21 protein-coding genes and 1 pseudogene are annotated in these 23,633 nt (G+C 68.1%); 11 read left to right on the top strand and 11 right to left on the bottom strand.

Features of this window, described 5'->3' with window-relative positions:
- Positions 1-28: 28 nt before the first annotated feature.
- From C4B68_RS10775 to eccE, 4 genes are all read right to left on the bottom strand, one after another.
- Entirely contained in the window at positions 29-1,882 is a 1,854-nt protein-coding gene (locus tag C4B68_RS10775; RefSeq protein WP_099502553.1) for an ABC transporter substrate-binding protein, read from the bottom strand.
- A gap of 307 nt (positions 1,883-2,189) precedes the next feature.
- Positions 2,190-5,591 (bottom strand): SCO5717 family growth-regulating ATPase, encoded by a 3,402-nt coding sequence (locus C4B68_RS10770; protein WP_099502552.1) that lies wholly within the window; start codon positions 5,589-5,591, stop codon positions 2,190-2,192.
- Between the two features lie 366 nt (positions 5,592-5,957).
- The gene (locus C4B68_RS10765) at positions 5,958-6,785 is read right to left on the bottom strand and encodes a hypothetical protein (RefSeq protein WP_373682233.1); all 828 of its coding nucleotides are present in this window, start codon (positions 6,783-6,785) and stop codon (positions 5,958-5,960) included.
- A complete protein-coding gene (gene eccE, locus C4B68_RS10760; RefSeq protein ID WP_099502551.1) occupies positions 6,785-8,056 on the bottom strand; it encodes a type VII secretion protein EccE in 1,272 nt (423 codons plus the stop codon). The genes C4B68_RS10765 and eccE overlap by 1 nt, the downstream gene beginning before the upstream one ends.
- 254 nt (positions 8,057-8,310) lie before the next feature.
- Between eccE and eccB the strand changes: the two genes are divergently transcribed.
- From eccB to C4B68_RS10715, 9 genes are all read left to right on the top strand, one after another.
- Positions 8,311-9,840 carry a type VII secretion protein EccB gene (gene eccB, locus C4B68_RS10755; RefSeq protein WP_099502550.1) on the top strand — a complete coding sequence of 510 codons (1,530 nt, stop codon included), beginning with the start codon at positions 8,311-8,313 and terminating at the stop codon, positions 9,838-9,840.
- Positions 9,841-9,852: 12 nt separating this feature from the next.
- Positions 9,853-11,103 (top strand): type VII secretion-associated serine protease mycosin, encoded by a 1,251-nt coding sequence (gene mycP, locus C4B68_RS10750; protein ID WP_099502549.1) that lies wholly within the window; start codon positions 9,853-9,855, stop codon positions 11,101-11,103.
- Between the two features lie 229 nt (positions 11,104-11,332).
- Positions 11,333-11,734: a hypothetical protein gene (locus tag C4B68_RS10745; RefSeq protein WP_099502675.1), complete on the top strand. Its 402-nt coding sequence runs from the start codon at positions 11,333-11,335 to the stop codon at positions 11,732-11,734.
- A gap of 261 nt (positions 11,735-11,995) precedes the next feature.
- Positions 11,996-12,466 (top strand): hypothetical protein, encoded by a 471-nt coding sequence (locus C4B68_RS10740; RefSeq protein ID WP_240634296.1) that lies wholly within the window; start codon positions 11,996-11,998, stop codon positions 12,464-12,466.
- Entirely contained in the window at positions 12,466-14,208 is a 1,743-nt protein-coding gene (locus C4B68_RS41825) for a mediator complex subunit 15 domain-containing protein (RefSeq protein ID WP_167459066.1), read from the top strand. The genes C4B68_RS10740 and C4B68_RS41825 overlap by 1 nt, the downstream gene beginning before the upstream one ends.
- Before the next feature lie 222 nt (positions 14,209-14,430).
- Entirely contained in the window at positions 14,431-15,510 is a 1,080-nt protein-coding gene (locus tag C4B68_RS10730; RefSeq protein WP_240634295.1) for a S8 family serine peptidase, read from the top strand.
- 113 nt (positions 15,511-15,623) lie between these two features.
- Positions 15,624-15,962, top strand: a complete 339-nt coding sequence (locus C4B68_RS10725) for a WXG100 family type VII secretion target (RefSeq protein WP_099502546.1) — start codon at positions 15,624-15,626, stop codon at positions 15,960-15,962.
- 59 nt (positions 15,963-16,021) lie between these two features.
- Entirely contained in the window at positions 16,022-16,324 is a 303-nt protein-coding gene (locus tag C4B68_RS10720; RefSeq protein WP_099502545.1) for a WXG100 family type VII secretion target, read from the top strand.
- A 352-nt stretch (positions 16,325-16,676) separates the two neighbouring features.
- Entirely contained in the window at positions 16,677-17,702 is a 1,026-nt protein-coding gene (locus tag C4B68_RS10715) for a hypothetical protein (RefSeq protein ID WP_099502544.1), read from the top strand.
- 245 nt (positions 17,703-17,947) lie between these two features.
- Here C4B68_RS10715 and C4B68_RS10710 read toward each other — a convergent pair whose 3' ends face one another.
- On the bottom strand, positions 17,948-18,142 hold the full coding sequence (locus C4B68_RS10710) for a DUF397 domain-containing protein (RefSeq protein WP_099502543.1): 195 nt from the start codon (positions 18,140-18,142) through the stop codon (positions 17,948-17,950).
- 12 nt (positions 18,143-18,154) lie between these two features.
- Positions 18,155-19,006: a helix-turn-helix domain-containing protein gene (locus C4B68_RS10705; protein ID WP_099502542.1), complete on the bottom strand. Its 852-nt coding sequence runs from the start codon at positions 19,004-19,006 to the stop codon at positions 18,155-18,157.
- Between the two features lie 163 nt (positions 19,007-19,169).
- Between C4B68_RS10705 and C4B68_RS41050 the strand changes: the two genes are divergently transcribed.
- Positions 19,170-19,640, top strand: a complete 471-nt coding sequence (locus C4B68_RS41050) for an ATP-binding protein (RefSeq protein ID WP_107475407.1) — start codon at positions 19,170-19,172, stop codon at positions 19,638-19,640.
- A 206-nt stretch (positions 19,641-19,846) separates the two neighbouring features.
- Here the strand turns inward: C4B68_RS41050 and C4B68_RS10695 are convergent, their stop codons facing one another.
- The 4 genes from C4B68_RS10695 to C4B68_RS10680 are packed head-to-tail and all read right to left on the bottom strand — an operon-like array spanning position 19,847 to position 22,711.
- A complete protein-coding gene (locus C4B68_RS10695; RefSeq protein ID WP_099502540.1) occupies positions 19,847-20,359 on the bottom strand; it encodes a hypothetical protein in 513 nt (170 codons plus the stop codon).
- Positions 20,360-20,419: 60 nt separating this feature from the next.
- Positions 20,420-20,917: a hypothetical protein gene (locus C4B68_RS10690; RefSeq protein WP_099502539.1), complete on the bottom strand. Its 498-nt coding sequence runs from the start codon at positions 20,915-20,917 to the stop codon at positions 20,420-20,422.
- Positions 20,918-20,961: 44 nt separating this feature from the next.
- The gene (locus C4B68_RS10685) at positions 20,962-22,296 is read right to left on the bottom strand and encodes a hypothetical protein (RefSeq protein WP_099502538.1); all 1,335 of its coding nucleotides are present in this window, start codon (positions 22,294-22,296) and stop codon (positions 20,962-20,964) included.
- A 10-nt stretch (positions 22,297-22,306) separates the two neighbouring features.
- On the bottom strand, positions 22,307-22,711 hold the full coding sequence (locus C4B68_RS10680; RefSeq protein ID WP_099502537.1) for a hypothetical protein: 405 nt from the start codon (positions 22,709-22,711) through the stop codon (positions 22,307-22,309).
- A gap of 222 nt (positions 22,712-22,933) precedes the next feature.
- Here C4B68_RS10680 and C4B68_RS44695 point away from each other — a divergent pair.
- A pseudogene (locus tag C4B68_RS44695) lies at positions 22,934-23,026 on the top strand (MurR/RpiR family transcriptional regulator); the annotation flags it as partial.
- Between the two features lie 76 nt (positions 23,027-23,102).
- Here the strand turns inward: C4B68_RS44695 and C4B68_RS10675 are convergent.
- Positions 23,103-23,453, bottom strand: coding sequence for a DUF4333 domain-containing protein (locus C4B68_RS10675; protein ID WP_099502536.1), 351 nt, complete (start codon positions 23,451-23,453; stop codon positions 23,103-23,105).
- Positions 23,454-23,633: the final 180 nt, after the last annotated feature.

Below are 23,633 nucleotides of genomic sequence, written 5' to 3'. Positions count from 1 at the left end.
GTGGGGGATGCCCGTGTGGGTGGGGGCTCTACTCGCGGTCCTCGGCCGTGGAGCGGCGGCGCATCGCGAAGAACGCCCCGGCACCCGCGAGGACAACGACGCCCGCGACGATGCCGATGATGACGCCCGTCGAGCTCGAACCGTCGGAGGACTCACCGGAGGCCCCCGCCGGAACCGCCGACCACCAGCTCCAGTAACCGTCCTGGCCGTAGATGTTGCCCGCGGCCTTGGGCATCGTCTGGATCGACTTGATCTGGTCGGTGCGGTAGGCCTCGACCGCGTTCGGGTACGCCATGACGTTCATGTACCCGGTGTCGTACAGCCGCGACTCCATCTGCTTGACGACGTCCGCCCGCTTGGCGGTGTCGTACTCGGCGAGCTGCTGGTCGTACAGCTCGTCGTACTTCTTGTCGCAGATGAAGTTGTCCGTCGCGCCCTCATCCTTGGGGGTGGCGGGCAGGGCCGCGCAGGTGTGGATGGACAGCACGAAGTCGGGGTCGGGGTTGACGGACCAGCCGTCGAACGCGAGGTCGTATGTGCCGGCCAGCCACGGGTCGGTCACGTTGTCCAGGCAGTTGAGGGTGACACCGATGCCGAGCTCGCCGAACCACTCCTTCAGGTACTGGCCGACCGCCTTGTCGTTCGGGTCGGTGGCGTGGCACAGGATCCGGTAGTTGATCGGCTTGCCGTTCTTCTCGACACGCTTGCCGTCACCGTTCTTCTTGTAGCCCGCCTCGTCGAGGAGCTGGGCCGCTTTGGCCGGGTCGTACGACAGCTGCTGGCTCGCCGTCGGCTTCCAGAAGTACGTCGAGAAGCGGGGCGGGATGTAGCCCGCGCCCTCGACGGCGTGGCCCTGGAACACCTTGTCGATGAGGGTCTTGCGGTCGATCGCCATGAAGAGCGCCTGGCGCACCTTCTGGTTGAGCAGCGACTCGGCTCCGTCACCGAAGCGCTTGCCGTTCTTGGCCTGGGCGCCGGGGTTGGTGGCCAGGGCGTAGAAGCGCCGGCCGGGGGCGTCGTTGACCTTGATGTTCGGCTCGCCCTTGAGGGACGCGGCCTGAGCGGGCGTCAGCGACGGCGAGCCCGAGACGAAGGAGACCTCGCCCTTGCGCAGGGCGGCGACCGCGGCGTCCTGGTCCTTGTAGTACTTGAAGACCAGCTCGTCGAACTTCGGAGCCCCGCGCCAGAAGTTCTTGTTGGGCTTCAGGCGTACGTAGCTGTCGGCCTTGTAGTCCGTGAGGATGAACGGGCCGTTGCCGACGATCGGGAAGTTCTTGTCGTTGTTGAACTTCGAGAAGTCCCCGACCTTCTCCCAGACGTGCTTGGGCACGATCGGTACGTCGAGCGCGGCCATCGTGGCCTGCGGCTTCTTCAGTTCGATGACGAGCTGGGTGGCGCTGGGGGCCGTGACCTTCTTGAAGTTGGCGACGAAGCTGCCGTTGGCGGTGGCCGCGCCCGCGTCGGTCATCATCTTGTTGAACGTCCACGCCGCGTCCTCGGCGGTGGCCTGTCGGCCGTCCGACCACTTGGAGTTGGAGCGGATCGTGTAGGTCCAGGTGAGCTTGTCGGCGGACGGCTCCCACTTGGTGGCGAGGCCCGGGATGGCGTGGTTGTCCGCGGCGTCGTAGTTGGTCAGATACTCGTACGTGAGCCGGTGAATGCTCGTACTGAGCAGGCGCGACGCCAGGAACGGGCTCAGCGAGTCGACGCTCTGCGCGACCGCGACGGTGAGGACCTTCTTGCTCTCCTCGGCCTGGGCCTGCTGGGGTGCCGGGTTGAGCGGGGTCGCGAGACCGGCGGTGAGGGTGAGCGCGGCGGCGCCGGCGGCGGCGATGAGCCGGGGGCGCGAGCGCCCTCTTTCGGGGTGATCTTGTGTGTTCATGGGTCACTGACCTCGCGTCATCGCTTGCACAGGGATGGCTGGTTGAACTACGTGATCGGGGGCGCCGGCGGGGTTGATGTGTGTGTCTATCAGCGGCGGTCTGCACACGTCAACGGCGCATGGACCCCATGTGGCCTGCGGAAATAACGAGTTGGCGCGAATTTCCCGCCCATTGGTTCAGACCGGTGAAGCCCTCCTGGCCAGGGCATGGCGCCCCTTTCCGTCCCTGCGTACGCGAAGGCCCGCACCGTGACGGAACGGTGCGGGCCTTCGCGGGAATCGGCTCCTCGGAAAGGGGCCGATCGGGTTACTGCTGAGGGGGTGCGGGCGGGGGCGGGGTCTGGCCCTGGTGCGGCGGGTAGGGCTGGCCCGGCTGGGGGTAGGGCTGTCCGGGCTGGGGCCCTGCCTGCGGGGGCTGGTGGGGGTACGCCTGACCGGGGCCGGGCTGCGGGTAGGGAGGCTGGCCCGGGGCGGGGTAGGGCTGCCCGGGCTGGGCGTACGGCTGTCCGGGCTGCGGCTGCTGCGGGGCCTGGCCCGGGACGGGCTGGCCGGGCATCGGCTGTCCAGGGACCGGCTGTCCGGGGACGTACTGCCCCGGCATCGGCGGGGCGGCCACCGGCGGCGGGTTGCCGTCGTTGGTCCACAGTCCGTGCGACTGCTGGTGCCGGGCGATGTCCTCGGCCACCATCGCGGACAGGTTGAAGTACGCCTCCCGCACCCTGGGCCGCATCATGTCGAGGTCGACCTCGGCGCCCGCGGCCAGGTGCTCGTCGAACGGCACGACCACGACACCGCGGCAGCGCGTCTCGAAGTGGCTGACGATGTCCTCCACCTTGATCATCTTGCCGGTGTCGCGCACCCCGGAGATGACGGTGATGGAGCGCGAGACGAGATCCGCGTACCCGTGCGCCGACAGCCAGTCCAGCGTCGTACTGGCGCTGCTCGCACCGTCGACCGACGGCGTCGAGATGATGATGAGCTGGTCGGCGAGGTCGAGCACACCCCGCATGGCGCTGTACAGCAGACCCGTACCGGAGTCGGTCAGGATGATCGGGTACTGCTTGCCCAGCACGTCGATCGCGCGCCGGTAGTCCTGGTCGTTGAAGGTCGTGGAAACGGCCGGGTCGACGTCGTTGGCGATGATCTCGAGGCCGGACGGGGCCTGGGACGTGAACCGCCGGATGTCCATGTACGAGTTGATGTACGGGATCGCCTGGACGAGGTCACGGATGGTGGCACCGGTCTCGCGGCGCACACGGCGGCCGAGCGTGCCCGCGTCCGGGTTGGCGTCGATCGCGAGGATCTTGTCCTGCCGCTCGGTGGCGAGCGTGGAGCCGAGCGCGGTGGTCGTGGTCGTCTTGCCGACGCCGCCCTTGAGGCTGATGACGGCGATCCGGTAGCACGACAGCACCGGCGTCCGGATCAGGTCCAGCTTGCGCTGGCGCTCGGCCTCCTCCTTCTTCCCGCCGAGCTTGAACCGCGACGACGCGGCAGTGGGACGACTGCTCTTGGCCTTCTGCCGCTTGTTGTTGAGCAGCCGGTCCGAGGACAGCTCCACCGCGGCGGTGTACCCCAGAGGCGCGGCACCGGGGTTGGTGGGCTGCCGCTGGTCATGCTGCACGGGCTGCGGCCAGGCCGCTCCGGTGCGGGGGTCTACGGGGGCCGTGGGGGCGTCGGGCTGAAGACGCGTGGGCGGGTACGGCGGGCTCGCCTGCGCCGGGGGGACCGGCGGCTGCGCCTGGGAGGGCGCGGCCGACTGGGCGGGGGCCGGGGGCTGGTTGGGGAAGTCGGGACCGGCCTGCGGCGCGGGGGCGTTGGGCCCCTGCGGCGGGAATCCGTAGCCCTGCTGCGGTACGGGGTTCGCCGTGGGCGCGGACGGCTGGGGGAATCCGTAACCGGGCGCCGGGGCGGGCGGGTTGGCCGGGGGCTGGTGCTGGGCCGGGGCGCTCTGCTGGGGGAATCCGTAACCGGGCGCCGGGGCGGGAGGGTTGGCCGGGGTCGGGGCGGGGGCCGGAGCCCCGGGGCGCGGGAATCCGTAGCCGCCCTGCGGCGCGGGGGTGCCCGGCGCGGGGTTCGGAGCCGGGGCCGGGGCCGGGGTGCCTGGCTGCGGGAAGCCGTAACTGCCTTGCGGCGTGGGGCTCGGGGCCGGGGTGCTGGGCTGCGGGAACCCGTAACTGCCCGGCGCCTGGGGCGGGGCGTCGGCGCGCGAGGCTGGAGCCAGAGCCTGGGGCGGCGTCGGAACCGGGTTCTTCACGGTGGGCGGGTGCACCGGAACGGGGCCCTGTGCGGGCCCCGTCGAGTCGGGCGTGCTGGGAGCGGAGGGCCACGCCGGAGACGCGGGCTGCGGCGCGGGCGGCTGGAACGGCTGCCCCGGCGCGGGCACCGGCGGCTGGAACGGCTGCCCCGGCGCGGGCACCGGCGGCTGAGCCTGGAACGGCTGGCCGGGGGCCGGTGCGGGTGCGGGCGGTTGGAACGGCTGGCCGGGGGCCGGTGCGGGTGCCGGTGGCTGGTACGGCTGGCCCGGTGCCGGTACCGGCGGCTGCGGGGCGGGCGCCTGCGATGGCACCTGCGCCTGTACGGGCTCGGGCTCGGACCCGGCGGCCGAGGGCCCCGCGGCGGCGGGCCACCGTGCCGCGGGAGCGGGCGCCGCGGGCTGATACGCGGGCGGCAACGGCGGCAGCCCACCCCGCGGCAGCGGCGGCGGAGCCCAGGCGGGGGGAGCGTCCTGCACGGCCTCGGGCTCATCCGAGGCGACCTCGGGCACAGCGTCCTGAGGCTCGCTGTCCTGCGGCTCGGCATCCTCCGGCTCGGCGTCCAACGAGTCGCTCTGCGCCGGTACGGCATCGCTGACGTCGTCCTGCGGCTGGGCCTCACCGGCGTCGTTGGCCGCGTCCACGTCGTCGGCGACACGCAGCGCCACGACGTCGGCGACGCTCTCTTCCTCTGAGGAGGCGTCACTCAGGTCATCGGCGGATTCAGTACCGGAGGGGCCCTCATCCTCTCCGCGGACGTCGTCGACGGCGGCGTGGGAGCCGGTGCCGGCGTCGGAGGAACCGTCCACGGACGGGGACCCGGCCTCTTCAACCTGGGCCTCGGCCACAGCCGGAGCCTCGGCCTCCGCCTCGGCCTCCGCTTCTTCCTCGGTCTCCGATGCCGCAGCCGCCCGCTCCGCGATCTCACGCTTCAGAGCGACACTGGAGATCCGCATGGTCGCGCCACTCTCCAAATCCCCGTTCCCGGACTCCGCCTCCTCGGACTCCTCAGAAGAGGCGACCGGCGCAACGGGCGCGACCGGAGGAGCGGGAGCAGTCCACTGCGCCTGAAACCCACCCACGGGAAAGCTCGGCACAGCCGTAGGACTGCCGGCATCGCCGGCAGGCGCGCCCTCAGGCTCCGCAGACTCCGCCGGCTCAGGTTTCGCCCCCTCGGGCTCGAACCCGCTGCCCACCGGCAAGGGCACCGCGACAGGACTCCCGGCCGGAGGCGCGGCAGGCGCCTCCGCAACCGCGGGAGTCTCCGAAGCCGACGTCCCGGAACCCTCCGAAACCCCGGAAGTCTCCGAACCCCCCGAAGCGTTCTGCGTGTACCAGGCGGGCGGCGCGTAGTCGATGGTGAACTCGCCCGTCGTCTCGACGGCGGACTCCGCGTCGGACTGGTCATCGCCGGGTGTGGCCCAGCCCCCGCGGATCCCGTCCCGATCGCTGTTCACAATTCCTCCTGGTGTGGTCGAGCACCCTCAAGCCGTGCCGGGGCGACCGTTTTCGAGTCGTCCGTAGACGCCTGTAGTCGTCCGAAGTCGTTCGAGGTCGTCCGAATGCACCCGGCTCCCCCTGAGACGCGGGCGGCCCGTCCACCGGTTCTGGCGTCCCGCCCGGCCCCAGCCTAATCACCATGACTGTCAGTACGGCAGGCCCGTCCACCCCACCGTGGCCGCCCGCTACGTCACACCCTGCCCAGAAGTGGCGTACGGACGCGCCACGGTGGTGAACAAACCGGGCAATCTCGGTGAACAGGTCGAGCACAAGGAAGGGTGAATCGGTTTCAAATACCCAATGCGGGGCGGGTGTTCCGCCGGTCAGTCCATCCTTCGCGGCGTACCGAACAATCCGGTCTCGGAGTCCGTCGGCTGGGTCATCACATACTGCCGGTCGCGGTCGGCACACCAGAGCGTGACGCCGTCGGCGAGCGTGGGCAGCGAGTCCACATCGCCCCGGGGCAGCGCCAACGTGCGTCCCAGTTCCGCGGCCTCGTCCGGTGAGACCCGCTGGACTCCGACGAGCCGTGCCTGCCGCAGCAGCCGGGGAGCCACCGGGCTCAGATAGGGCAACAGCGTCAGCACGGACTGCCAGGGCCCGGCCACCACGCGCCCGCGCGGCGGCCGCATCCCGCAGTCCCGCACGACCAGCACGGGGTTGCCGGCCGAGGCGCCCTGCGGCGGAACCCGCCCCACGTCGTGCACGCTCAGCCCGTTCTGCCCGCCGCCCATCGCGTGCACCAGCTGCATCCAGGCAGGCGCCCGCCCCGTCTCCACGGCGACGCGCGCACCCGTGGCCGCCGCTCGAAGAGCGAGCACCTGCGCGGTCCACAGCCCGCCGATCAGCACGACGTCGTACGGAGTCGGCCGGACCAGCCCCAGCACGGCGGGCTGGCCCTCGGCATCCACGCCGATGACGACCCCGTCGTCCCCGATCGGCAGCGCGAGCGAGTCCGCCTGCTCAACGGACAGCGCATGCCGTCCGTGCCGCGGCCCGATCAGCCCGAACCCGCTGCGCAGCTGACCCTGCAACCGCTGTGCGGCCGAGGGCTGCGCGCCGTCGGAGGATCCGTAGGCCCCCGAAATCCCGTAGGCCCCCGAAGACCCGTAGGCCCCCGATGCGCCGATCCCGTGTGTGGTCATGGCCATTACCGAACACCCCCGAGAGGCAGCGTGGCGAGCACGCCGGGAAGCTGCTCACGATCAAGCCGGGCCAGCCCCGTCCCGGCCTGGCGTGCGGCGTGCTCCAGTGACCGTCGCGCCGCGACGAGTTCGTCGTCGCTGCGTCCGGTCACGCGCATGTGCCCGCTCAACGAGATCTCCTGACGCTCGCCGCGCCGCAGCGTCAGGCTGAAGGTGGTGGCCAGCGCGGGCACGGCCGTGAGCAGCGCGACGAGTTGCGGCAGCGACGGCCCGCCGCCACCGCCCAAGTGAGGCCAACTCCGCACCCAGTACGTCGTGTGTCTGCGGTTGTCGCAGCGCCAGTTGCGGCTGGTCTCCTCGGTCCGCCGGGCCGGCTGGTCGGTCCGCCCCGCCTCCGCCGTCACCAGGGGGTTGGCGCACGCCGATGTCGCCACCGCGGCGGTCAACTCCTCCTCATTGAGCACGGTCGTACGAAATCCCGCCCCGGTGAGCCGACTTGCGAGGTGGTCCGCTGCGCGCACCACGCACTTCTGTGCCCCGACAAGTCCACCCCCGCGCGCGGCCACGGCCTCCGGGCACAGCTCCGGATCGAGCTTCAGCGCGATCCAGGTGATGCGCACCGCCGGCGCCCCGGTCTGCGCCTGAAGCGGCGCGTAATTGCTGACGGCCACGGACTGCTGCGGCAGATGCAGCGCGGGCGCGGGCTGCGTGTGCAGCACGATCTGCGCCGACTCCAAGTGGATGTCGTCCACGTCCAGCGCGTCCCGCACCAGCCCCAGGGGCAGCGGCTGTCTGCTCCGCTCGGCCCGCAGCGCGGTCGCGTCGGCCTCCACCTGCAGGACGGCGGTGACGAACGTCCCGTCCCCGATCATCCCGACCGGTCGCCGGTCCCGCCCGCCGTACACGGACGTGTGCAGGCTCGGGTCGCACTCGACGGCCGGGGCGAGGCCCGGCTCCGTACCCGGCTGTATCGGTGTACTCGAGGCTCGGCGCTGTCGCGTGCGCAACGCCCGTGCCGTAGCGAGCCATTCGGGCAGTGAGCGGCCTCGGCGGCGTACCACCGCGAGGAGGACGAGGACGACCGCGACGACCGCTGCCGGCATCAGCGCGAGGGGATCGACGACCCATCCGACCAGTAGCGCCGCGGCCGCGATTTCCAGCAGGACGATCCGTTGCAGCCGAAACGACCCCGACTGTCCGGCACGCACCTTGAGGTGAAGCGCCCCCGTCTGCTGCCGAGGCCCCGAGCGTGCCGCGGACCGCTGTGGCTGGGGCACCGAGGAGCCCCGCTCCTGCGACCGGTCACGTGGCCGGGTCCGTGTCCCCGAAGCCGTCACTTCATCTCCCCCGTTTTGCTCACAACTGGCTGGATATCGCTGCCACACAGGGCCCTTGAAGGCCGGGACACCCTACCCGCTCCACAAGTCCCCTCCCGTACCAGGCATAGTAGGGGGCCGGTCTGACAGCGGAGGGCGGGGGACGTCGACTCCCGAGCGCCGCCCAGGCGAGCCACGGGGAGAAACAGGCACACATGGCATCTCGGCGGGACCAGCTCAACGCCTACACCTTCGCGAAGCGCCGCATGCTCGCGTCCTTCGTTCAGTCGTCCCCCGACGGTTCGGAGGAGGGGGCACCGCGCCCGCTGCGCGCCGTGGTTCCTGGCGCCATCGTCGGGGTGATCATCATGGCCGTCTTCGGAGCGTGGGGGATGTTCAAACCGACCGCGCCGAAGGGATGGGACACCGTCGGCGAGAAGGTCATCGTCGCCAGCGACTCCACCACCCGGTACGTGGTCCTCAAGACCGACGGCAAGGTCCAACTCCACCCGGTCCTGAACATGGCGTCCGCGAAGCTCCTCCTCAACACGGGCAAGGGTGAGGTCGTCACCGTCGACGAGTCCATTCTCGACAAGGGCACCATCCCGCGTGGTGTGACCATCGGCATCCCCTACGCCCCCGACCGCCTGCCCGCTGCGTCCGAAGCGGACTCCGCGAAGCGCTGGGCGGTCTGCGAGCGCCCGAGCGCGGGCGGCAGGTCCATCCAGAAGGCCGCGTTCGTCCTCGCGTCCCGCGACATGAGCAAGACCGAGGGAACCAGGCAGAAACTGCACGGCGGTGAGCTGCTGTACGTCGTCGGCCCGGACAAGACCCGGTACATCGTGGACGCGAGCGGCACGTCGTACGAGGTGGACGCGAGCGACGAGTTGCTGCTGCGCACGCTCGTCGGATCCGGCCGTGAACCCCAGCGGGTGTCCACGGAGTGGCTGGAGACCCTGCACCCGGGCGACCCCATCGCCTTCCCGACGATCGAGGGTCAGGTGGGCGCCGAAGCCGGCGTCGCGGGCGACCTGCCCGCCGAGGTGAACAAGGTCGGCATGGTGCTCAAGGCGCCCAACGGCGCGACCGAGCAGCACTACGTCGTCGAGCAGGGCAAGGTGGCTCCGGTCTCGGACTTCACCGCGAAGCTGCTGCTGAACAGCAGGGACCTCGTCAGCCTCGGCCAGGCGGGCAAGGCGCGCGACGTCAGCGCCGGAGCCTTCGTGCCCAGTGCCGCCGAGTTCGCCGCGGACCGCGACTGGCCGAGTCGTGCGCCCGTGCCCGTCAACGAGGCGGAGGCCTCGGACGAACACCGCAACACCATCTGCAACGTCCTGCGCGACGTCGACGAGGACAAGGGCACGACGACGCTCAGCACTTGGGCGGGCACGGACTTCCCCGCCCCCCTCCCGACCGGCTCGTCCAGCGCGTACGTGACTCCCGGTTTCGGTCAGCTCTACCGCCAGTTTCAGGGCGAGGAGACCAAGGCGGGCGGCGTCTTCCTGGTCACCGACACCGGTCTGCGCTACGCGATGCAGTCCAACGACGACAGCGCCACGGACGACGCGGGCATCGGCGTCACGGCGAAGGAGCGCAAGGAACTGCAGCAGGAGGCCCAACTGGCCCAGATCCGCCTGGGCTACTCCGATGTGGACCCGGCCCCCATCCCCGTCGAATGGTCCTCCTTCCTGTCCACGGGCCCCCGTCTGTCGACGTCGGCGGCGCGCCAGCCGCAGGGTTCGTAGGGGGAGCCAGTCATGTCGTACGCGCCTGCCGCAGGGCCCCTCCGCACCGCCGCCGTGACGGCCGCAACGCTGATCATCTCCACGGTCGTCGGCGCACCGCCCGCCACCGCGGACTCGTCCACCGACCAGTGCACGTTCCCGAACAAGAAGTACGCGGGCCGCCCTTGGGCCCTGCAACGCGTCCTCCTGGACGAACTGTGGAGCCAGTCCAAGGGCAAGGGTGTCCGGGTGGCGGTGATCGACACGGGCGTGGACCTGCGGAACCCGCAGCTCACGGACGCGGTGGACACGGAGGCCGGCCGTAACTACCTCCCGAAGAACCTGAAGGACGACAACGGCGACCCGATCGAACGCGGCAAGGAGAACGGCACGACGGACACCGTCGGCCACGGCACGCGCGTGGCGGGCATCATCGCGGCCCGCTCCATGAAGGGGACGGGCTTCGTCGGACTGGCCCCCGAAGCCACGATCATCCCCATCCAACAGAACGACGCGGAGGGCCACGGCACGGCTAAGACACTCGCGGATGCCATCCGCTACGCGATCCAGGCCAAGGCCGACGTCATCAACATCTCCCAGGACACCTCGAACGCGATCGAGCCGGCCCCGGCCCTGAAGGAGGCGGTGGACGCGGCGCTGGCCCAGGAGATCGTGATCGTGGCCTCGGTGGGCAACGACGGCCTGGGCGGCAACGTCAAGGAGACGTACCCGGCGTCGTACGACGGCGTCCTGGCGGTCGCGGCCTCGGACCGCAACAACGAACGCGCCTCCTTCTCCCAGTCAGGCGAGTTCGTGGGCGTGGCGGCCCCGGGCGTGGACATGATCTCCACCGTCCCCCAGGGTGGCCACTGCTCCGACAACGGCACCAGCTTCTCGGCCCCGTACGTGGCCGGAGTCGCCGCCCTGATCAAGGCGAAGCACCCCGACCGGACCCAGCGCGAGATCGTCGCCCAGATCGAGCAGACCGCGGAACGCTCGGTGGCGGGCCACGACCGCCTCGTCGGCTGGGGCGTGGTGGACCCGGTCCGCGCCCTGACGGAGGACGACCACCCGATCGAATCCCCCGACCCACAGGAGGGTTTGTTGAAGGCGGAGGCTCCGATGCCGGCGAAACTCCAGCTCGGGGAGACGGCGGACGAACGCAATGCCCGGCTGGCGACGTACGCGGTGGTCGGCAGCCTCGTCCTGGTGGCAGGCCTGAGCGGGACGGCGGTAGCGATGCGGGATTCCCGGCGCAGACGAGAGCGACGACTGGACGACTGACTACGGACGCGCTGACCAAATGAACGAGCTGAGCCCTGTGTGGGTGACCGAGGGCAATTGGTCATTCTGTCTCACGCCATGACAGGAAAACCTCGGGTGGGTCACGTAGTTGGTGAGACGGATCTACCAATTGCCGTCCGCCGGGAGGCGGAAGAGCCCGTTTGGATGCTGGCGCAGCGAGGCGCTTGGCGGGCACCGCAGCATAGGGCCGCTGCTAGATTCCTCCGCCATGCGATCACGTGAATACGACCTCGACTTTCGCGACCGGGCCAGTCGCATACGCGCCTGGGGCGTCGGGTTGCTGGCCTTGGCGGCGCTCCTGTGGACATGGTGCGCCCTGTTGCTCCTCATGCCGTACGAGGTCAATGAGGAGCCCGACGACCAGTACCCCCAGGAGTGCGAATCACGGTTGTTGACGGAGCGTGGTACGGCCAACGAGGGCCTACAAAGGGGGGATTGGTGTGAGAACGAACGGGACTGGCCCGAGGCCCTTGCCCTGCTTGGGCTGTCCGTGCCGGTGTCGGCCGCCGGCGTGGCACTCTTCACGAGCGGCAGTGTGAGCATCCGGATGAGTGCCCACTCCGAGGCGATGCGTGAACTGGATGCGATCGCCGACGCACGGAAGTCGTAGCCGGCGGGGTCGGCTGTTTGCAGGGGAAGCCCGGAGGAGAGCTCGCAGAGCGATGGGTGGGGAGCGACGGAGACGGGACCAAGATGAAGCGGCGCGAACAAGACATGAAGCGTCGTTGGGCAGTGGCAGAGCTGTCGCATAAGGGAGTTGGGGCTGTCACAGCAGTTGACTAGAGTGGTCTCGTTGCAGACAGGAACGTTCAGGGGACCACATTCACCCAGGACCGGGTGAGCGGAACGGGGAACGGGGAGGGAAGGCATCGTGCTTCCTGCGGACATGGCAGGCGGCGTTTCGGCGTCAAGGGCTGCCAACCTGGAGGCCAGCGGCGAGATGCTGTCGACCTTCCAGAAGCGCGTGACCGCTCTTCTGGCGGAGTTCGAGGGCTCGGCGGGCAGCACGACCAAGGTGGGTTCCCAGAGGATTGCACGAACTTCGTTGCACAGCGGGAGCAGTTGCTTCGCTGAGGCCGAGGATCTCTACGATCAGTACGAGCGCGTCCACGAACGCCTCACCTCGCTCACCAAGACACTCGGCCTGCAGATCGAAGCCATCGGGATCGCCGTGAAGGGCGCGAAGATCGGTTTCAGCAACCTCGAAGAGGACCTCCGGCACCGCTTCTGGGAGATCCAGACGGAGCTGCAGCAAGAGCAGGACAGTGCGCAGCGCGAGAAGGCCGGCAAGCCTGACGACAAGCTTTCCGACAGCACTGGGTCCGGAACGGGGTATCGCTGATGGCCGGTGGCAAGCACACGGACGACCGGCACAAGGCCGATCAGGAGGACGTGGCCGCTCAGGTCTCCGTCACCGACGCCCTTACCGCGGTGTCGAATCTCTTCGACGGCACGTTCCTCGGCGGCGGCTCACTGCGACGAGGCAGGTCGGACTTCGAGAGCTTCGAGCTCAACAGCATGCTCGACCTGGTCCACCAGACGAAGCCGGAGGACCTGGAGAGCGCCGGCAAGGCACTGTGGGATGCCCGCGATGCCATCAAGGCCGCCGCCGATGAGTTGAGCGGTCACATCGACCGTGTCGAGTGGGTGGGCGAGTCCGGCGATGCCTTCCGTAAATGGGGCAAGACTCTCGTCACCAACACGCACAAGCTCTCCACCTTCGCCGAGGTCGCGGGAGACCAGATCACGGCGGCGGGCACGGGCCTGGCTTCCGTGATCAGCGCGCTTCCTCCGCGGGACACTCGGACCGACCCCAAGTCGGTCGCGGACATTCCGGAGTCCAAGCGGGTAGAGAGCAACGACGAGTACGCCGCCGCGCTGAAGACGGAGAAGCACCGGCAAGAGGCGATCAACCAGATGAATCGGTTGTCGTCGTTCTATGCGGTGTCGAGGGACACGCTGGCGGCGCAGGAGCCGCCTACGTTTGAGTCGATGCCTGATGTGGGGGTGCCTAAGCCGGATTACTCGACTGGCCCTGGCACCGACACAGGCCGTGCTGCAGGGGACGGGCAACACGGAGGGGTCCTTTCAGCGGTCTCTGAGTCGGGGGCAACCAGCCACCACTCCACAGACTCCCGTTCGGGCGACACCACGCCGCCGCGCAAGGACGTCGACGGCTCAATTACGTACCCGGATCGCAACGTTGGTACGGAGATCGACAGCGTCGAGACTCTGTCGCCCCAGACCGCGACCCCGCCGACTACTGGTACCCCTCCGTCCACGCAGGGCACACTGGGGCCGGGGACTGGAGGCGGGTCAACTCCACCCTATGCCAATGGCGCTGTGAACCCAGTAAAGGCTGGGCCTGCCGGTCGCACTTCAGGGTTCAGCGGTGGCAGCAGGACGCCATTGCAGGCGCAAGGCCGATCCGGTACCCAGGGCGGCACCTCTCAGGCGCCCATGGGGCGCGGGCCCATGAGTCCCATGGGACGTGCCGCTGCCACAGGACAAGGCGGAGCCCGCGGGGGTCCTACGACGGTAGGCAGGGCACCGCTGGGCCGTGGCGTCATTGGCGGAACACCTCGGCTCAGCGGCCCGGCAGGCGGGCGTACTGCTGGCCTGGGTGCCACCGGCGCAGGCCGTGGTAATGGCGTTGTCGGTGGAAGGCCCACAACCGGACCGTCGGCCGGAGCAACCGGCCCCAAGGTGCAGCGCGGCACGGTCGTCGGGGGCGAGGCCGCCAGCGGCTCGCGTGCTGCGGGTGGAACCATCGGGCAGCGCGGGGTCATTGGCGCGCCCAACTCGACGTCTGGCGCCGGTGGTACGGGGCAGCTATCTCGGCGGTCTGTGGGCAACTCCGACGGTGTGGTCGGCGCCCCCAAGGGCCGAGTCTCCGGGACCAGGAACAACGGGCTCACGCCCGGTGGCACCGGTCTCGTTCGAGGTCCCGGCGGTAGTAACAACCAGCAAGCACCTGACCAGCGAGGCGCCAGGGGAGCACAGCGGCCCGACTCCCGGGGCACGAACGACGAGACCGACCTGCCCGACCAGCAGCGGCGCAATAGGCCGCCAGCGACCGACTGACCACGGACGAGGATGTACATAGGCATGCTGTCAGCAACCAGCCAGCGTGGCAGGTGGACTGCCCCCTTCACCGGCCCCACCGGAAGGCGGGTTTCCACTGCGTGCTCGGCACTCGGTGCTTTGGTCATCGCGTCCGCGGGGCTGGCTCCGAGTGCGGTGGCCGACGACGTTCAGTCACAGCAGTGGTACTTGGACGCGATGGCGGCTGATGACCTTTGGAAGGTGAGCACCGGCGAAGGCGTCAAAATTGCTGTCATCGACTCGGGAGTGAATCCTTCGACTCCTTCCCTGAAGGGTCAAGTACTTGTCGACGAGGTACCGAAGAGTGTCGCTTACCACGCCACCAAAGACTATGCAGGCCACGGAACAAGCATGGCGGAGCTGATCGCTGGTACCGGCGCCGGTGGTGGTTTGAAGGGTCTTGCTCCGGGCGCGAAAATTGTCCCGTACCGAGTTGCCCTCAAGCAGCTGACGGACGAGGCCGAGAGGAAGAAGACCTCTGTAGCGGCGGAAGCGATCAGGGCTGCTGCTGACAGCGACGCCAAAATCATCAACATGTCCTTCGGCGGGAACATCATTTACCCGGAGGAGAAGGCGGCAGTCAAGTATGCGGCATCCAAGGGTAAGTTGATGTTTGCCAGCGTGGGAAATGATGCGCAGACGAAGGATTTCATCGGCTATCCGGCCGCATATCCGTATGTAGTCGGTGTTTCCGCGGCGGACAAATCCGGCAACGTGGGCAAGTTTTCGGAGACCGGTGCCTACGTAGATCTGGCCGCACCGGGTCTTGACGCCCCAACTTGGTGCGACGCGACGTTTCGTTCCTACTGTGAAAACGAGGGAACTAGTATCGCCACCGCCATCACCTCCGCCTCCGCAGCCCTAATCTGGTCCGCCCACCCCGACTGGACAGCTAATCAGGTCCTCCGGGTCATGCTCGACACCGCGGGCCGGGAGTGGCCGAAGGACACCCCCAGCAAGTACCTCGGGTACGGCCTGATCCGGCCGGGTCAGAGTCTCCTGGATGGCAAGGGAAATCCAGGAGCCGCTGATGTCGACCCCATCACGAATAGGAAGGTGCCCGGCGCGTCAGGCGCAGCGGACGCCTCCCCGTCCGCTTCTGTCCCAGCGTCGTCACAGCCCTCGAAGAACACTTCAGGTGGCCAGACTTCAGCGGCAGGATCAAGCTCGAACTCCTCTGACGACAACGCCCAGTTGTGGGTGGTCCTCGGTGCCGTCTCGGCAGTGGTCGTGATCGGCGGCGGTGGCCTCGCCGTGCTGCGTTCGCGCCGTAGCGGTTGACAGACACCTCTCGACAGCACAGCCCCTCCCACCGAGTCAGGTTCTCGTCTCACCATCAGGCCGGGACATGACGGTGCACGTTCTCACGACAGCTAAGGAAGGAAAGCCCAGACATGGCACAACGTCAGCGGGTAGATGACAAGGATCTGATCCTTCTCGAGAAGGACCTCCTGCACAGGTTCGAGAACATCAAGGGGCAGCTCAGGGACCTGCAGGCCACCATCGACGGCCTCGAAGGGCACTGGAAGGGCATCGGTGCCGGCGCGTTCAACGCGAAGCAGACGGAAATCAACGAGCGCATGGTCAAGATCGGCAACATCCTCGTGAAATTCGTTGAAGCCATGAGCGCCACCCGGAAGATCAAGGACGGAACTGAAGACGAGGTTCGTGCTCAGGTCCAGAGCATCGACGTGGACCTCGGCGGCTCGAAGTCGGCTCTCAGCGGCTACTGAGATAGCCGGTCTCAGGCCCTCCGCCACTCAGTCGAAAACTTCAAGGAGATAGGGACACCATGGGCGTCAACAACCCAGGCGAAACCTTTGTTGCGTACGACGGCCTCGACCTTACGGCCACCACGCTCGCGAACCAGGCCAAGAAACTCGAGGAGGATCTTGAGGCCATCCAACAGAAGGTGGCCAGCGTCTCCAGCCTGTGGGAAGGCGAAGCGCACACGACCTACGCCGAGCAGCAGGCTGCCTGGGACAGGGAGGCCAAGGGTATTCACCAGGCCCTCGTCGCCATTGCCCGCGTTGTGCATTCAGCCGGCGGTGACTACATGGGCGGCGACAAGAAAGCTGCCAGCTACTACCTGTAGGGCTGGTCGGTACGGAAGACCGGGGTGGGCACGCGCGGGAGGTGCCCACCCTGTGTTTTGTGAGCACCGACGGAACGGCGCACATCACGCCGACAGAACTCGATACCAGTTCTGTGAGGCAGGAACCCGGTCCACGCAGCACCGGAAGATCGTCTTCGAGGTCGAGAAGTCAAGGGTCACGCAGTCCCATTGGTTCCCCAGTGACCGCGTCCGCGCGGTCTTGGGAGGGGCGGTCAGGGTCTCGGTCGTGTGGGAAGGCCGTAACTCGTGTACCGGGCATGCACCCTTGATCCAGCCATGCCTACGGCCTCGGTAGGTCTCCCTCGCAGCGTGAGCAAGGAAGAGCGGACAGATGAAGGTCATACGCAGGGCGGCGCTGTATGTCGTAACGCCGCTGGCACTCGTCCTCGCCGCGAGCTACAGCTGGTACAGGCTGAGCGACACCGGCAAGGGCTGGCGCTACGAGGACAAGCTGGCGACGTACTGCGACGGCTTGATCCCCTACGAGGAGTCCGCCGCCTTCACTGGCCTGAACACGGAGGTCGGCCTGTCATACGACACACGGCGTGGCTTCGGTGACGACGCCTTCAGCTACTGCCGAGTCGCCGACATGTACGTGACCATCGGTCTGATAGCCGACGATGCGGTTGGATCCGACACAGTCGCCGACGACGTGTTCGACGAGCTGGACTCGGTCACGACGGACACCCTTCCTGCGGCTCTCGGCGGCGGCTGGTACGGCTATACGGACATGAGTAACACCGGCATCGTGCTGCCTTGCGACAACAAGCCTGCGTCCGTCGTCGTATCCATCGCCGGTGACGCATCGCACGACAATCCGAGCGAGGCCCGTGCCATGGGGGAACTGGCTGCGGCCACCGCACAGAAGGCTGCCGACCGCTGGTCGTGCGAGGTCGAGCAGGGAGGGCGAATCCCAGTTGTGGCGGCGCAGGCCGAGCAGGGCTCCTCGTACGTGGCCACGGGTACATGTCGGGGCATCCCGATTCGCGAGAACGAGGAGATCCACTGGATCCAGGAGACGAAGGCGACCGGCACTGCCCCGCTGGAAGAGTGCGTGCTGGGCGAGACCAAGGCGCGTTCTGAGGAGCTGTACTACCTGGAGGCCGCGTTCGGCCCCTATGCGCAGCGCCTGCGGTCAGAGACCGATGAACCGGGCACACCGAACGTTGACGCGGCCATCGGGCCCAACAGTGCGAGGGCGACCGCCGCATGCCCCGGCGCCGGACGGGCGATCTTCAGTATCTACGCGACGGAGTACGCGTATCCGCAGAAGAAATTCCTCCTCGCGTCCTTGCGTGCGTACGCCGAACGTTCGGCGAAGCAACACGGCTGCACGGACCTGAAGCTGCCGGACTGATCGCCAGGACTCGCTTCCAGCCCTGATGGATCACCGCTGGCAAACCAGCGTGCCGGGCGAGGGTGGATCCTGACATCCCGCCCACATGGCGGACACGCGGGGCGCCAACGAAACTCTCGTGCCACGTGGCCGATTTGACGGCCAAGCCGCTCAGGCCGTGTGCGGGACGCTGCGTGCCACGGGAAACGATCTCCAGCAGTGCGGCACGTGATCTCGCCGCCGGGACGCGTCCTCAGAGTTCGGCGTCAGGTCCCGGGAAATCGCCCTGCGGCCACAGCGCCGGTGAACCGCACCCACGCCTCACGCCCCACGGAGGCATGCGGCTGTTCCAGATTCTTTGAATCGCGTACGGCGATGACGTGCCAGCTCTTTGCTATCTCGACGCAGGCGTTGCCGGCCGCCTCGGAATACGAGGACTTGTGCCATCTCAACTCGGACAAAGGGGGCACCTCTTACAGTTCGCCGGCGATTTCGAGGATGAGATCCCTCGACTCACTCGGATTTAATGCCACCCGTTCGACCAAGTCCAGCCGTCGGCCGAAGTTGGCCAGTTGCGTAGGTGAGTCGAAGAATACGGCGCCGATGGGCGAGTCCACCTCAACCGTGTCGAGGCGCGAGCTGGCCGCAGAGACGTACATCATCGTGTCGCCGGCCATGGGGAAGCCCTCGGCGCTGAACGGGACTACGAGCAGGCTGACATTGGGGCGCTCGCTCTCTTCGAGTAGGCGCTCCAACTGGGCTTTGGCCACTTGGCGACCTCCCGTACGCAGCCGCAGCGCGGCTTCGTGGATCAACCCCACGTACGGTACGCCCGGATCACTTGCCACCACGGTGTGCCGGGCTAGGCGATGGGCGACCCTCAGTTCAACTTCCAGCCGCGGCAGCGCTGGTACGAAGAGGTCAAAGAGGGCTCGGGCGTGATCCTCGGTCTGAAAGACACCTGGGATATGTGCCGTTTGGAGCGTGCGCAGCCCTGCTGCGTAGTGTTCCAATTCTGCGACGTCCAGGAAGTCTGTGGGGATCTTCCCTTGGTACTCGTTCCACCACCCCTTGGAGCGGCCTCCAGTCATTGCCGCGAGGGCGTCGATCAGTTCGGAATTGTCACACTCATAGATGCTGGCCAGTAGGCGGAGGCGCTCCTCGCTGATGCCGAACCGTCCCGACTCGATGTTGGAGATCATCGTCCGGTCTACCCCGAGTCGCTCGGCGGCACTGGGGGCGGACATGCCGACAGCCTCGCGCAGCCGCCGGAGTTCGGTACCGAATCGGCGCTGGCGGACAGTAGGGGTATGCCGTGGGGCCATGGGTCAACTCCTCGCTCGCGCGCACAGTTTGCCGATCTGACGTGGAAAGCTTCTACCGGATCGAGAGATGAACACCCGTTTTAGTGAAGTTGGTAGCACGCGTTTTAGTAGCGGCGCTAGCCTGTGATTCAGGCCACCGCCAACTCCCCTTGCGAGGTGCACGATGGACGACCTGGCCCCCTCGACTCCCACTCCCTTCGACGCGACGCCGACCCGAGTCGGCTGGGACGCTTCCGCGCTTGACTCGCACCGTCCCATTGCTGAAGCCCGGCACCGCAGCCGGGTATGGGTCCAACAGCACTGGAAGCTAGCCAACTTGGCAGACCCCGTGGAGCTTGCTGTTGCGGAACTGTGCACGAATGCCGTACGACATGGAGGCGGGCTCGCCGGGTTGGAGTTGATCCTGGGGAAGAACCGGCACTTCGCGCCGCCTGTACTGCGAGTGATGGTTATCGACCGCCGACCGGATCGGGCCCCCGAACTGTCGGGATACGGCAATCTGTTAAGTGAGGCCGGTCGTGGGCTGAACCTGGTCGCGGCGCTGTCGTGCCGGTGGGGATGGCATCGTACGGGCTTCGATGAGAAGCAGGTCTGGTGCACCTTCATCATCGAGCCCGGGGCGCGCGAAGGCTGACGGTGTGCTGTGCGCTGCACCTGGCCACGCCCCAAGCCACGTCCCACCGCTTAGTTTGGGCGTCTGGCCGGTTGAGGCGGAGCAGCGCAGGCCAGACCTCGTGAGCGGGGAGTGGGGCGACGCTTGCCTCAGGGTGCTGCGTGCCGGTCAGCTTGTCGATGAGTTCCATTCTCGCGCCGAGGCGGCGAGTCACGGGCCCGTCGGCCTCACAGCTTGCCGAAGACCACTCCGCGCCAGGTCCAGCCCGACTTGAGGACGGCGTCCTGCAGGGGGTTGCGCAGATCCGCGCCGTTGAAGCGGAAAGTCTCCGTCGCTTCGAGGCTGCCGCTTTCCCCGCGTTCGACCGTGTAGTGGCGGGAGACGGTCCTGTCGGGCCCGCGCGAGTACGCCCCTGAAATCTTGAGCTTTGGCGGATTCCCGACCCGGGTAACCTCCCACCCTTCCTCAAGGGCGCGCACTGCATGGGTCTCCTGGACCAGGCGCATCCGGATCCGGACGGCGCGAGTCAGCTGCGACTCGATGAAGATGGCCTGCCAGGCGGGCTCCGCCATCCGCCACTCCGCGACCAGGTCGGCGCCCTCCGCGGCGCCGCTACGGATGATGTACGGGACGTCGGGCCGGTTGAGGCCGAGCAAGGCTGTCCGCACCTCCTCGGCTGGGCGCGGTGCGACACCGTCGTCGGGGTGCTTGGTTCCGGTCAGCTTGTCGAAGAGGCCCATGAAGTCAATCTATGACGGGGTGGGTTGCAGCTGCAAGATTTGCCGCTTGCGCGGGACGCGTTACGAAGCCGCGTCGGTCTCCGGGCGGACTGTGCGCACGAAGTCCTGGAAGTCGCCCACGGCGTCGGGGTATTGGGACGCGGTGGCCGTCAGGATCAGGCGGATCACCGACCGCTTGCGCGGATCAGCGACGTCGAGCATGGACAGGTACACCTGGGACTGGACGAGGTCGCGGGCCACGCCGCCAACGACGGCCGAGACGGCCAGCGTCTGCGTGAAGCCGGGCGCATCCGCTGAGCCGATCTCGCGGTGGCTGGTGACTTCGACGGACGTGGCGGCCTGGCTCAAGCGCTCCACGGACTCGTGGGCGATCTCGGACAGAGTCGCCGCGTCCGGGCGGTACTCGCCGTCGATCGTGATGTTCGCGGTGAATCCGGCATCCGGTTGCGGATGCCGCGCGACGAACGCGGCACCCGGTGCACCGGCTTCATCCGGCGGTGCGGCGCGCCAGCCTTCCGGCAGTTCGAACTGGACCGGTACGGGCAGGGTCGTGGGCATCTCGGGCCATCCTTACTACGGCAGTGGGTCTGCGGGGACGCGCATCAGAACAGGCTGCCTACCCCGTCGACAGCCCACCCGGCTGCATCCCCCAAGGCGTCGGCCGCAGAGCCTGCGGTGTCGGCGATCTTCCCCGGGTCGATGGTGACTTCGAAGCCCACGGCGCCACCGACGATAGGGGAGACGCCCACTTTGGGGGCCCAGTGCCACGTGCCGTTGGCGTCCTTGTTGAAGTTCAGGGTTGCCTCCGCGCCAGGACCGGCCCATCCCTCGGCAGTGGCACCCACTCCGATTCCCCCGATGTCCGCGCCCCCGGAGACGCCCGCCTTCGCACCCGCGAACGCCTCGCCACCCAACTGCACGCCATCGAGACCGGCCCCCGCGTTGGCACTTGCCTCGGCGCCCGCCATGCTCTCCGCCCGCCCGTACACCCCGACGGGGCCGAGGTCGGCGCGCCCCTTAGCCGAGGCTTCGCCGCCCGCGAAGGCGCCGGCCTCATCCTGTATGCCCTCGTTGGTGATGACGCCGGCCGCGGAGACCTTGGCGCCCGCGTAAGCTTCGGCCCCCCCGGCGAGCTTCATCGGCCCGTTGGTGAGCGAGCCCTCCGCGCTCGCGCGGCCGAGGTCCGCATGCGCCTCGGCTTCGCCCAGCTTGCCGGCCCCGGTGTCGGGCCCGGCGACCGACGTCCCGACACCAGGGCCGGAGGCCGAGGTCTCACCGTCGGAGACCCACCCGTCGGTCTTCGTGCCGGTCTTGGGGTCAGGCTTACCGGCCTTCGCCAGGCCGCCCTCGGCCTGCGCGTTGAACCCGCCGATCCCGATACCGTTCGTCGAAACATCGCTCGTCGCGCGGGCCAGCGCCCGCTTCACGCTCTGGTCGGCCTCGTCGACGGCCTTGACCGCCTTGGCGATGTCATCGGTCCAGCCCTGTGCCTTCTCGCGGGCGTCGGCCAGCAGTTGGGGGTAGTCGGGGTCGTGATGGAGGGCGTACTTCTCCTGTTCGGAGAGGTTTTCGTACCCGACGTAGGTCGCCTTGCCGGAGCTGTCGACCTTGTAGTCCTTCTCCTCGGCATCGTGGACCAGGTCCTTGACCGCTTTCTGCAGGCGGGTCAGCTCGGTGTGCGCATCCATGAGAAGACTGGCGATGGCCAGCGCCTCTGCCTTGGCCGCTCCGAACTCGAAGGCCGTGGCTGAGGCGTACTGCTGCTGCGTGCCGTAGGCGAGCCCCTGCCAGTTTCCGTTGCCCAGCACGCCCTGCACGTGCTTCTCATAGTCGGTTTTCAGCTCACCGAAGCGCTCACCCATCTTCTTCCATGCCTCGGACACGTCCGCGAGGGGAGACAGGTCGGTCGTCATCACGTCGTGATGGTTCAGCGTCATGGCCGCGCCGTCACATCCCGTCGAAACTGCTGGGGGGCCGTACCGAGGCTGCTTGCGCGCCGACGGCAGCGTCCTGGTTCTGGAAGAGGGTCTTCGTGCCGTGCAGCGCGTTCAACTCCTGCTGCAACCGTCCCATCAGCCGGTTCGCCTGCCCCTGCCAGACGATCAGTGCGTCGGAGACACCCTGGTCCGAGGCCCAGCCGGAGAGCCCTTTGAGTCCGGTGTCCTGCTTCATCATTGGGCTCAGGGGGGCCACCGGGGTGACGAGGGGCGGCCGCACCACTCCACCGCCGGCCGCCATGCGGGCGGCTGCCTGGGTGTCCGGCATCAGGTGCGCTTCTACGAACTTTGCCGCGCGCTTCTTGTCGCTCGCCGAGCTCGCAAGCGTCTGCTCGCCACCGTTTCCGGATCCCATGGGCAACCCCCGTTGCATTCATGCCTCGTCCGTGTCATGTCCAACAGGTGCATCACGGAAGCTCGTTGAGCACATTACCGGCCGCTCCCGAACCTTGGCGCCCCGCCCTCGGCCTGAACAAGCTCATGCACAAAACCTCAACAAGCTCATGCACAAAAGAGACCCGTTGAACGGACCGACGGGGAGACGTGAACGACTGCACGGAAAGCGGCGGCCAGGCACATCCCCGCCGCGCGCCTCCAACACCGCTTCGAGGGAAGTCGGCTCACGCCCACCCAGCGACGATTCGCGCACTGCATGGTGCAGCTCCTCGCCCTAACCCGGCCAAGGCGGACCGCCAGTTTCCTCGACACCAGAGCCGGATGAGTCCTGGCGCAGAACGGCGCGGTGGTCAGTTCGCAGCCGGCGAAGCCGTCTTGTCGGCCTCAATGTCGAAGTTGATCTGGTCCCCTTCGACAGAGGTCACCTTGACCGATACACCCAAGGTGCTGCCGTCGTTCGCTGTGAGCTTGCACCGGGTGGTGGTATCGACCTCGGCGGCGAGGTCCTCGGGACAGGTGATGTTCGGCTTTGGCTGGCCCGTCGTGGCGGCGAGCTTCTCGGCGACGATGGTGGCCAGCTTCTCCGAAGACATTTTCGGCGGCGTTCCGACGTGGGCCGAGGCTGAGCAGCCGACGAGCAGCATGCCGGCGGCTACGGCCGAGAGGATCGAAGTCGCTGCGGACAACCGGCTTGTGGTCATGGTGGGCTCCGGTCTGGGGGATCATGACAGGAAGAGGCAGGAAGCATACTTGGCAGTGGTGTTCCGGGCAGGATGGAGGGGCGGCTTGGCATGAGCCGGAGTGGTCAGCGCTTCCCACAGCCAGGCTCCGTGCGCACGACCACTCGCTTGGACGATCGGGCTCCGGCCACCGTAGCCAGA

The organism is Streptomyces dengpaensis, assembly GCF_002946835.1.
GTDB classification, from domain to species: Bacteria; Actinomycetota; Actinomycetes; order Streptomycetales; family Streptomycetaceae; genus Streptomyces; species Streptomyces dengpaensis.
This window is presented reverse-complemented; position numbering and strand designations above follow the sequence as displayed.